The organism is Vibrio sp. 1401, assembly GCF_033340295.1.
On the sequence record NZ_JAWOWF010000342.1, the window covers coordinates 312 to 718 of the forward strand.

At 48.9% G+C, this 407-nt stretch carries 1 protein-coding gene; it reads left to right on the forward strand.

Annotation, left to right across the window (positions count from 1 at the left end):
- The coding region (locus R7Z77_RS25515) for an acyl-CoA dehydrogenase domain-containing protein (RefSeq protein ID WP_318137072.1) at positions 1-407 on the forward strand (407 nt) is incomplete at both ends.

A 407-nucleotide genomic window follows, 5' to 3' on the forward strand; every position in this document is an offset into this window, starting at 1 on the left:
TATCTGCGCGTTTAGGTGACATTCTCAGTCAGCTATACCTAAGCTCCGCGACGCTAAAACGTTTTGAACAAGATGGTCGTCCAGCTGAAGATTTGGCTTTGGTTCACTGGGGTCTACAAGATAGCTTAAAACAAGCAGAAATCGCCGTTGATGAGTTCCTAGCAAACTTCCCGAACAAAGTCATTGGCCGCACACTTCGCGTTCTGATTATGCCATTCGGTCGTGTACGCAAAGCACCAAGTGACAAGCTAGACAGCAAAGTGGCACGTATTCTACAAACCCCAAGTGCAACACGCTCGCGCATTGGCCGTGGCCAGTACCTAGAGCCAACAGAGCACAACCCAGCAGGTAAGATTGAGCTGGCACTGTCTGTGATTCTTCAAGCTGAGCCTGTGTTTGACAAAGTT